Raw genomic sequence first — 10,000 nt, 5'->3', positions numbered from 1 at the left:
TATTCAACCGGACAATAATGCAATAAGTCTGGAGGATCTTTCTATCACCATAGATTCTGCCTGAGCCACAGTAGTGCTGAACAAAAAAGACCAGGCAACAGCTGGTCTACAGCACTCATTAGCCACAGGAGAAATCACTATGACAGTACAAAACCGCTTGTTTAGCAGCATGCTGTTGGTTTTAGCCATGATGACCAGCTTTTTTACACAGGCCAGTTCGGATAAGGCTGTTACAGAAAAAAACAAAGCCTTTATTGCACAGGCATTTGCCAAGTGGGCGGCAGGTGGCAGCACATTTTTTCAGGAGGTGCTCTCTGAGGATGTGGTCTGGACTATCAAAGGCAGCAGTCCGGCGGCTGGCACTTATAGAGGCCGCGCAGTGTTTCTCGAACAGGCCGTTGCGCCATTTGCGGCCCGTCTTTCTTCCTTCGTCAAACCCAGGGTGAACGACATCTGGGCCGAAGGCAATGATGTGGTGGTGTATTGGGACGGAGCAGCAGTGGCGAAAGACGGCAAGCCCTATAACAACAGCTTTGTCTGGATTTTCCGCATGCAGCAGCTGCGTGCCACTGAGGTGATAGCTTTTCTCGATTTAACTCAATACGACGATGTGATGAACCGTATTCCTCTTCCAACATCTTTTGATCAACAAGGAGATCAACCAATGAGTGCACAACATCCTTATTTGGGCATGTGGGTTACAGCAGATGGCCGGATCCGTCAGCAACTGCTTGCCAATGGCCGCTACGACGAGGCCCGTGGACACAAAGAAAGTGCTTATCAGGGGCGCTACGAAGTCAAAGGTAACCAGATTGATTATTGGGACGATACAGGCTTTACCGCAGACGGTGTGTTTGTTGATGCCAACACTTTGCACCATGGCGGCATGATTTTTTATCGTCGGCAGTAGCGGAGAATCACGGTTTTCCTTGTCAGCAGAGCCATAGTATTTTTTGGATGAGAACGCATAAAAGGCAGACTTTATCGTGCAGCTAGTCTGCTTTTAGCTCGGTATCGCCGAAGTCATGGTTTAGATTTCGCTCAGGTTTGAGTTTCGTCGCTAACATTAATAACTGCTATCAAGCAGGAGAATCTTTCATGCGTATTTTTGTCACCGGAGCCAGCGGATTTGTGGGTAAAGCAGTCGTAAAGGAGTTAATAGATGCAGGACATCAGGTCATAGGTCTGGCGCGCTCTACCGAAGCGGCGACTGTGGTGATGAGCTTAGGGGCCGAAGTTCATATCGGTACTATAGATCAGCCTGAATCATTATGGCATGTTGCCGCATCGGCTGATGCTGTGATCCACACCGCGTTTAATCATGATTTTTCCAGGTTCAAAGAGAATTGTGAAAATGATCGCCGAGTTATTGAAGTTCTGGCTGATGCATTAAGTGAAACCACAAGGCCTTTGGTTGTTACTTCTGCTCTTGGTATTCTGCCAAGAGGCCAGCTGGTTACAGAACAAACTTTACCCCAAACAGGCTCATTGGCTCATCCCAGAGCTGCTTCGGAAGAGGCGGCTGATGCTGCAGCAAAACGAGGGGTGCATACATCGGTAATCAGGTTGCCTCCGTCTGTGCATGGCGAGGGTGATCATGCTTTTGTTCCAATGCTCATTCACATCGCCCGTCAAAAAGGCCTATCTGTCTATGCTGGAGCAGGCCAAAACAACTGGCCTGCTGTACATCTGCTTGATGCTGCAAGGCTGTTCAGGTTGGTCGTTGAAAAAGGTTGTATGGGGGCTCGCTATCATGCGGTTGCGGAAGCCGGTATTCCATTCGTTAAAATTGCAGAAGTGATAGGCCGCAAACTGGATCTGCCGGTTATCAGCAAATCAGCAGAAGAGGCTGCGGAGCATTTCGGCTGGTTTGCTCATTTTGCGGCTATGGATATTTTAGCTTCAAGTGAGAATACTCAGGAGCATTTAGGCTGGCGCCCGACCCAAATAGGGTTGATTGCTGATATTGAAGGACCATCTTACTCTGACACCTGAACCTCAACTCTGCCATTTGTGTGAATCAGACCTGCCTGCAACAGGCATATAACTGATGAGCTGGCCCTTATCTTCACGAAGGGCCAGTTATTCGCAATGCCTTACTTAGTTTCACAATGATTATTGTTAGCTAAAGTTCAGCTCTGACACAGTTGAATGCATCCAGGATAAAACTGCTCACTGTTTTGTTCGGATCAGTGCTTTCTCGCCAGGCCTGAAGTGCAATCCTCATAGCCCCGATAGACATCATGGCTAACATACGCAAAGCTGGGCGGCGCTCAGGTTGTCGCCATACTTCACACAGGGCGCTGAATAACAGTTGCTCCTGTTTGATGTAAAACGATTGTTTACGGGCCAGCAGTGATTCGCTTGAGAGCATCAGTTTGTCGATAGCCTGCATCTGCGCTGTGTTATGACGTTCGATCCGCCGGACCATCAGATCGCGAATTGCATTTATAGGCGCTACATCTGGTGAAGTTTTAAGCAAATCATCAATCATGCTGGCCCAATCGGCTTCCAGCCCAAACATAATAATATCGTCTTTCGATTTGAAGTAAGAAAAGAAAGTACGACGCGAGATACCTGCCTCTTCCGCGATCACATCCAAAGTAGTGCCGTGGTACCCCTGAGCAAGAAACAAACGCAGTGCAACTTCGGCAATTCGTTGGCGTGTTTCACGACGCTTGCGCTCGCGTGCACCTTCCGGTTGAGGTGACGCTAAGAGTGTATGAATTTCTGACATGTAAAAACCTATTGCATCAACGCATCCAATGCATTAATGTTTGCACTGAGTGCATTTTAATGTGCACTAATTGTAGTTATCTCACCATTTTGAGGCAAGTATTATGACCCATTGGACAGCTTCTGACATCCCATCTCAACATGGCCGCACAGCCGTGGTTACAGGTACTGGCGGCCTCGGATTCCAAACTGCAATAGCACTGGCTAAAGCCGGCGCAAATGTAATTGTTGCAGGTCGAAATCAGTTAAAGGGGATGGCTGCACTCAACCAGATCAGCAAAACTGTCGCAAATGCGAATGTGGCATATATGACACTAGACCTTGCCAGTTTGGCCTCTATTGAGGCATTCGTCCAACAGATTCAGGCTTCACACAGCAGTATTGACATTCTGATCAATAATGCAGCAGTGATGACTCCACCAAAATGGCAAGCAACGACAGATGGGTTTGAGCTGCAATTTGGTACCAATTACCTTGGCCATTTTGCATTGACTGCTGGGCTTTTGCCGCTGTTGCGCAGAGGAAATCAGCCGCGTGTAGTGACGGTATCCAGTATTGCGGCCCGAAGCGGGGCAATCAATTTTGGCGACCTGCAATCGCAGAAAGATTACAAGCCAATGTCGGCCTACAGTCAATCAAAGCTTGCCTGTCTGATGTTCGCTCGCGAGCTTCAGCGACAAAGTGATGCAGCGAACTGGGGGATCCAGAGTATCGCCTCTCATCCCGGTATTTCCCGTACTGACTTGCTGATTAATAGTGCTGGTCCCTGGAGCGCTCAAGGCATGGCCCGTCGCTTCCTGTGGTTTCTGTTTCAACCCGCCCCCCAAGGTGCTTTACCCACATTGTTTGCCGCAACTTCAGCGCAGGCAAATGGGGGGGCCTATTACGGCCCTGACAAACTCAGCGAGCTTAGGGGAAACCCTGCCTCAGCAAAATTTCCTCCGCAGAGCCTCGATGAGAGTGCATGTGCAAGGCTTTGGGTAGAGTCGGAGATTCTTACTGGTGTGGTTTATCCAAGTGATTTGGCAGCAGAGTCAACTCATGCCGGAGTACCTTTGCTTCAGTAGCGTATCACGATATTTCTAAAATTTTACTTTCAAGTATTGAGGCAATGAATGAACACAAAAATGAACGTATTGGCGAAAAAAGGTTTTCTCTTTTTTAATGTTATCAGAGGTTTGGCGCAGCTCAAGTTAATAGTAGCCATGCGGTTGGTTGGCTTGCTTGTGGCCTCGACGCTTCTTTTGGCCTGTGCGCAGATCCCGGAAAGCGCTGTGGAGGAATCGCAGTTTGGAGCTTTAAGTTGTGCAGAATTAGCTCAGCAAACAGAGGAAGCAAAACAGACAAAAGATGTAGCAGAGCAAGCGAAAAGTGATTCCTGGCATGTGATTATGCCCGTTATCGTGGCCGCTCGTTATGGGCAAGCTGCCTCGGCCTCTAGTGAAGCAGACAGGCGAATTGGCCTGCTTGCGGAGCAACAGACTCAACGTGGTTGTGCTCTTTGATTGTTCTGGTCCGAAGCGGTTTTTCGGGGAGCGGGATAGATGCAGTGGACAACTTTCCCATCTTGCTTGAGGCATATGTATGCAAAATTTATTAGGCGACAAGAAAGAGCAACTTGGTTCTTTAAGTCGCCAACTAAAGCATTTATCTATAGATACAGGGCATCAAGGCGTTGATTGCGGCCTGACTCCAGTCACAACTTCGCCAGCAGATATGGAAGTAAACCAGAAACGCAGGCAATTATGCCTGATGTTACTGCTTGCCCCATTAGCTGCATGTCACTCAAGTGACATAGTCCAGCCCAATGAACAGAGTTATCAAGTGATCGATTTTAATTGGATCGATCCAGCGCGTTCTCGTCCGGTTCCTGCACGTCTTTATTGGCCAATGAAAACTGCCTATAAAAAGACTGTGCCATTAGTGGTGTTTTCGCACGGCATGGGGGGAGGGCGGCAAGGATATAGTTATCTTGGAAAGCACTGGTCGACACATGGTGTTGCCAGTCTTCACGTCCAGCATGTGGGTAGTGACGCGGAACTTTGGAAAGGTAATCCATTTGGTCTGATTGACCGATTGCAGGGAGCAGCTCAAGAGGATGAAGCGCTCGCCCGCACCACAGATGTAAGTTTTGCACTTGATCAGTTACTGTCTGCAGAGACTGGCCACTATAGCGCAGCCATTGATCATCAGCGGATTGTTATAGCAGGTCATTCGTATGGTGCAAATACAGCATTACTAAAAGTAGGTGCGCAAGTGGTAAGAGAGGGGAAAACCATTGACTGCCTGGACAGCCGTTTCCGGGCTGGAATTATTATTTCGGCGCCGCCGTTTTATGGTGAATCAGACCTGAAGGCCGTGCTCAGCAAAATATCTGTCCCTACCATCCACATTACTTCTACGGATGATGAAATCAATATTCCTGGTTATTACTCTGATACTGAGGATAGGTTGAAGCTCTTTAATGCAATTTCAGACCCGAATAAATTGCTCGTTGTCTATCGTGACGGGTCCCACAGCATGTTCACCGATCGTCCATTTACCGGGGGATTATCACTAAACTCCAAAGTGAAAACTGCTACTGCAGACCTTACCCTGGCATATTTCGATTTGATATTCAAAGGAGACGATAGGGCGCTCGCGCTGTGGCGGACAAACTGGAGTTCTATTCTGGAGCAGCAAGAGTTACCTGTTGTTTCGCCACAAACCACAACAACGTCATAACTGCAGATTTTGCATTAGTGCAAAAGCTGGTTAGCCCGGATTTAAAGGTAAATAAAGCATGCAAAAATACATCATCTACATCGCATATGGCTGGCTCACCCTAACAGGAATTCTTCATTTCATTGTCGATGTCGCATCTCAATACCTGCGTAATGCGCGCGCCCCAGGTTTAGAGACGACTTTGTATTACGGGCTAAACTCAGCTTTTTCATTAGGTAAAATTGTTTTCGGATTGCTTGGACTGTTCTTAGCGTGGCGAGCAATGGATCTAATGAACGAAAGGTTTGTGCAAGTTTTGGCAATTGTTGCTGGATTGGGATGGTTAGCAATCACTTTTCTATTTATGGAGTACTGGCAGCCAAAGTTTAATGCCGGTATTTTTTGTGCTCTGGTCATAGCGGCTTTTTTGATCCACAGACCCTAACAGGTGTCGTCGGCAGAAATCAAAGCTACCCTTGTTTTTTAATTCAGTAGACGCTGCTCAATTCCGCAGATGAGGCGAATAATTTTACTGTTCGCCTCACTTTTTGATGAGGCTACGCCATCTATTTGCCTTATTTGCTTACCGTCTGATGCGCCAGCCTTTAGTTACCATCAAAACCAACTGAACCTACTTCTGACTTTGCCCCACAGCCCCCGCTATTAGCGCTGGTTTTTCAGCTATTTTTTCCGCCAGATTGGTTCAATGTCACAGAATCAGCGTAGACAAAGGTTAGTTGGTTTATACCTATAGGTTTTGTTCTGTTTTTAGAACTATTTATGGCTCGCCAAAGCGGCGGCCAAACAGATCATCCAATCAAATCGGTGGGGTAGATTTGAAAGTTAAACAGAAGCCTGGGGTATGCACTTTTTGAAAACGATGAAGCAAGGTATGTCGGGCAAGATGGTTCAATCTAATACAATTACTATCGATGAAAGTACAGTGTCGGCGAGCTTTTCTTCGTGCAATAGTGCTTTTTATCAAACTCAGCCAGAACAACCTTATGTGGTTATCTTTACCCTTAATCCGGTAGAGCAAGTACCTATCTGGCTATCGGGTCTTGCAGACTGGTTTCAAAAATATGGGATCAGTCTGGAGTATCGCCACCCCTTGCAGTTGCTGCCTGTGGAGTTTTTTCAGCAGAGCCTTGGTACTCTGTTGTGGAGTGGATCTGTGCCGGTATTTGATCCGTTAAAACAGTTTTTGCGTGCTAATGAGCTGAAATTCAGCTTTATTGAATGCGGTTTTTTTCCTCAAACTCAGCACATCTACTTCGATAGGCAAGGTATTAACGTCGATTCTAGCCTGGCGGCAAATGATCTGGATTGGTTACCAAAAGATGTCGCCCCGATTTTGCAGCACAAGCGCGATGTGTTTTTTCAGGATGTCCCCACGTATTCTGGCCAGCAAAACTATATTTTTGTGCCCTTGCAGCTGGCTCAGGATTCAAATATTCAATTGAATTCACGATTTGTGAATGGCATGCAAGAGTTCATCGACTACATAGAATCATTGTATCCGGATGACACCTTAGTCTTTAAACGACATCCTCGTGATAACACCAGTTATCAGATTAGTTCGAAGCGAAGTTATTGGTCTACAGACTGTTCGCGCGCTTTGATTAAAGGTGCAAAAAAGGTGCACGGCATCAACTCGACCGTGTTGTTTGAGGCGGAACTTTATGGGGTTGAAACCGTTATTGAAGGGGATTGTTTGTTAACCCGGCATGCGAACAGAAAAAGTGAATTGCTCGGTGCGTTGATGTTATGGCAATTCGACGTCCGGAAGCAGGATTTTTGTCTGAAAAAGATCGTGCAGCGCAGCTATCTGGCACTGGAGCATTACATGTGACGACTGCTGGAATTCAAAGTGCTTTAGCAGAAAAAAGCAGAGAATGCTGTGACCAGAGTGGGATCTGGTCACAGCCAGGATCAGTGGTTAGTCTTCAATTTTTGACAATAAATCCGGGTTGGTCACCAGATTACGTACGGCGTGAGCTTCTGATTCTTTAAAGGGGTTGGCCTTACACCATTGACCTACAGTGGCAATATTGACCTTTGCCACTTTAGGCCGCACGCCCCAGCTCACCTGAAAAGGTGAAGCGACTTCATTATAGTCAGGGCCTGTGGTTGAACCTGCATACTGTACTGGTTTGCCTGTGTTATCCGGAATATTCAGCGCCTGATGGTAGCCATCTTCCATACCGACAGCGGCAAGTTGGGTGAAATCCAGTGCTTTAGGATCGTTTACCAGCACAAAAACCTGAGCTTCTACCCGCAGTTCAGGGTTTTTAATTGCTTCACTCATGCATGAGTTTAAGGTAGCGCCCGGCGTAGCCATAGCGCTGGTGTGAACATAATGCACTTCGATGGTGTCGCCTGAATGCAAACTACCATGCTCTCCAGCACAAATAGGCTCTTTGACTGGGGTTAACTCGGCTTTGCTGAGTTTACCATTGTATTTATAACCCGACCCCATGCCCTTACCGTCACCATTACCGGCATAAGTGGTGAACTCGCCGCCTTTGTGTTCAGCACTGACATGCATATGAATATTGCACAGGTTCATATGGTCGTACGAAGGTGCTAAAGCAAATAAGCGTAAATCACTGCCGGTTTTCACATCTATGTCACGCGGAGACTGTGGGCCGTAGCCTTTGTCTTTGGTGGCCGCGGCCAGTTTGGCATTTTGCTGCGCTATCACTTCGTCACTGACGGCATGATGTGAGCTTTCAGCTGCCTGCAGATCACTGCAGGCGATAGCGGAAAATAACAGACAAGAAAAAAAAGATAGTTTCATAGCATGTCCTTGGTAAGTGGGTCTGCCGGGCTGAATGCGGCACTATTCATCACCATGATCATAGTGTGCTGCCGGGCCGATACACTTTAGATGATGCTCTGGGTTCTGCTACTTTTTCTGACTGATTTTGATGCTGATTGAACGCATAGTAAAACAAGGGCACAGGCGGGGCTATTGTCCCTGACCGCTGGAGCTGTATTGACAAATCACTGTTCTTTATATAGAACGTTCTATATAAAGAACGAATTGGAACTGTGATGGATAAAGCAACTTTAGACACGCTGGGACGGCATATTCAAAGTTTACGGCTGGCACGGGGCTTATCGCTGTCGCAACTGGCCTCCGATGCCGGCATTGCTAAATCTAATTTGTCCAGACTGGAGCAGGGTAATGGCAATCCGACACTGGACACCATCTGGCGTTTGTCGTTGCAGCTGCAGGTGCCTTTTGGCAATTTGATAGCGCCTGTCAGTGCTTTAGTGGGGGAGAGCGGGGTTCAGGTGCGCCTGATTGATCAAGGTAAAGATAATCAGCCTGTAGATGCATATTGGATGTCTTGCGCGCCTTTTACAGAACGTAAGTCGGAGGCCCATGCCGCAGGTACTGTGGAAGCTATTACTCTGATCAGTGGACAGCTTGAGGTGGGCACTGCAGGTGATAGCAAAACTTTAACCGCAGGACAAAGCCATAAATTTTCTGCAGATGTGCCGCATTTGTACCGCACAGGCGAAAGTTGGGCCACTGCGCTTTTAACTATAGTGTATCAGCCAGGCAAGGAGAGTTTATGAGTTCAGTTGATCTGTCAAAAAGCTCTGCCTGGCAACAAGGTAGCCGCGATGCATTGCCGCTTTTGGGCGGTTATATTCCCGTGGCTATTTCTTTTGGTTTAATTGCGGTGCAATCCGGTTTTAGTGCGCTGGAAACTGTGCTTATTTCAGCTCTGATCTATGCAGGTGCTTCGCAGTTTTTGTTTATAGCTATGGTGGCTTCTGGTGCGCCATTGTGGCTGGTGCTGGTGATGACGTTGCTGATCAATGCCCGGCATCTGGTGTATGGGCCTAACATTGCGCCTTATTTATCCAACAGCCGCTGGTGGCCTGTACTTATGCATGGTTTAACTGATCAGATTTTCGCGTTGGCCCATACCAGATTGCCGCAATTGGCGGAAAAAGACCGGATGGGATGGTATATCAGCGCTGCTTTAATTGCCTGGTTAAGCTGGATTGCTGGCACTGCTGTAGGTGCTGTTGCCGGGGCAGAAATTACCAAAAACTGGCCTTTATTGGGTGAAGTGATGCCTTTTGCGTTGCCCGCGCTGTTTCTGGTGTTGTTGGCACCACGTTTTACCTCTGTGCAGTGGACCTTAACTATGCTGGTCACCATAGCTACAGCTTTGGTGCTGAAACTGCTTGGCATGACCAACTCTGCTATTCCTTTAGCGGCCTTGTGCGGTGTGTCCTTGTTTTATCTGGTGCAGGCCAAACTCAAAGCAGAAGGAAAAATCCATGGATAACTCGCTTTGGTTGCTCATGCTGGCTTGTGCTTTAGGTACCTTTTTATTGCGTGCTTTACCGCTGATTTGGATGCGGCGGCACTTGTTGCGTCGTAGTATCAGCAACAATTCAGAAGCTATGCCGGTGTGGCTGACCGTGCTGGCGCCTACCATGATTGCCGCTATGTTTGGTGTATCGCTGGTCCCGGTTCAAACTGGCACAGCTCCATGGCTGGCAACCATACTGGGTGGGCTTTGTACTATCCTGG

General features: G+C 47.6%; 12 protein-coding genes. 10 read left to right on the top strand and 2 right to left on the bottom strand.

What is annotated here, in order from left to right; all coding sequences use genetic code 11:
* Window positions 1-139 precede the first annotated feature (139 nt).
* Together LDL40_RS06730 and LDL40_RS06725 are read left to right on the top strand one after the other, a co-directional pair.
* Window positions 140-910 carry an Atu4866 domain-containing protein gene (locus LDL40_RS06730; protein ID WP_300994450.1) on the top strand — a complete coding sequence of 257 codons (771 nt, stop codon included), beginning with the start codon at window positions 140-142 and terminating at the stop codon, window positions 908-910.
* A 188-nt stretch (window positions 911-1,098) separates the two neighbouring features.
* Window positions 1,099-1,995, top strand: coding sequence for an SDR family oxidoreductase (locus LDL40_RS06725; protein WP_300994448.1), 897 nt, complete (start codon window positions 1,099-1,101; stop codon window positions 1,993-1,995).
* A gap of 130 nt (window positions 1,996-2,125) precedes the next feature.
* On the opposite strand, the gene LDL40_RS06720 is transcribed toward LDL40_RS06725, so the two are convergent.
* Window positions 2,126-2,737, bottom strand: coding sequence for a TetR/AcrR family transcriptional regulator (locus tag LDL40_RS06720; RefSeq protein ID WP_300994446.1), 612 nt, complete (start codon window positions 2,735-2,737; stop codon window positions 2,126-2,128).
* 103 nt (window positions 2,738-2,840) lie between these two features.
* On the opposite strand from LDL40_RS06720, the gene LDL40_RS06715 reads away from it, so the two are divergent.
* The 5 genes from LDL40_RS06715 (at window position 2,841) to LDL40_RS06695 (ending at window position 7,291) form a co-directional block, all read left to right on the top strand.
* On the top strand, window positions 2,841-3,803 hold the full coding sequence (locus LDL40_RS06715) for an oxidoreductase (protein ID WP_300994445.1): 963 nt from the start codon (window positions 2,841-2,843) through the stop codon (window positions 3,801-3,803).
* A gap of 48 nt (window positions 3,804-3,851) precedes the next feature.
* On the top strand, window positions 3,852-4,241 hold the full coding sequence (locus LDL40_RS06710) for a hypothetical protein (RefSeq protein ID WP_300994444.1): 390 nt from the start codon (window positions 3,852-3,854) through the stop codon (window positions 4,239-4,241).
* Window positions 4,242-4,320: 79 nt separating this feature from the next.
* Window positions 4,321-5,460 (top strand): acetylhydrolase, encoded by a 1,140-nt coding sequence (locus tag LDL40_RS06705; protein ID WP_300994443.1) that lies wholly within the window; start codon window positions 4,321-4,323, stop codon window positions 5,458-5,460.
* 58 nt (window positions 5,461-5,518) lie between these two features.
* The gene (locus tag LDL40_RS06700; RefSeq protein WP_300994442.1) at window positions 5,519-5,884 is read left to right on the top strand and encodes a hypothetical protein; all 366 of its coding nucleotides are present in this window, start codon (window positions 5,519-5,521) and stop codon (window positions 5,882-5,884) included.
* Window positions 5,885-6,301: 417 nt separating this feature from the next.
* Window positions 6,302-7,291: a hypothetical protein gene (locus LDL40_RS06695; RefSeq protein ID WP_300994441.1), complete on the top strand. Its 990-nt coding sequence runs from the start codon at window positions 6,302-6,304 to the stop codon at window positions 7,289-7,291.
* Between the two features lie 87 nt (window positions 7,292-7,378).
* On the opposite strand, the gene LDL40_RS06690 is transcribed toward LDL40_RS06695, so the two are convergent.
* The gene (locus tag LDL40_RS06690) at window positions 7,379-8,239 is read right to left on the bottom strand and encodes a delta-class carbonic anhydrase (RefSeq protein ID WP_300994440.1); all 861 of its coding nucleotides are present in this window, start codon (window positions 8,237-8,239) and stop codon (window positions 7,379-7,381) included.
* Between the two features lie 257 nt (window positions 8,240-8,496).
* Here LDL40_RS06690 and LDL40_RS06685 point away from each other — a divergent pair, with 257 nt between their 5' ends.
* The 3 genes from LDL40_RS06685 to LDL40_RS06675 all read left to right on the top strand — a co-directional run.
* A complete protein-coding gene (locus tag LDL40_RS06685) occupies window positions 8,497-9,027 on the top strand; it encodes a helix-turn-helix transcriptional regulator (protein WP_300994439.1) in 531 nt (176 codons plus the stop codon).
* Entirely contained in the window at window positions 9,024-9,752 is a 729-nt protein-coding gene (locus tag LDL40_RS06680) for an AzlC family ABC transporter permease (RefSeq protein WP_300994438.1), read from the top strand. Before LDL40_RS06685 ends, LDL40_RS06680 begins: the two co-directional genes overlap by 4 nt.
* Window positions 9,745-10,000: AzlD domain-containing protein (locus LDL40_RS06675; RefSeq protein WP_300994437.1), on the top strand; the 256-nt coding region annotated here is incomplete at its 3' end. The genes LDL40_RS06680 and LDL40_RS06675, both read left to right, overlap by 8 nt.

Origin of the sequence: Rheinheimera sp., from assembly GCF_020217005.1 — a bacterium.
GTDB lineage: Bacteria > Pseudomonadota > Gammaproteobacteria > Enterobacterales > Alteromonadaceae > Pararheinheimera.
The sequence above is the reverse complement of the archived record's forward strand: the minus strand, read 5'-3'. Positions and strand labels throughout refer to the sequence as shown.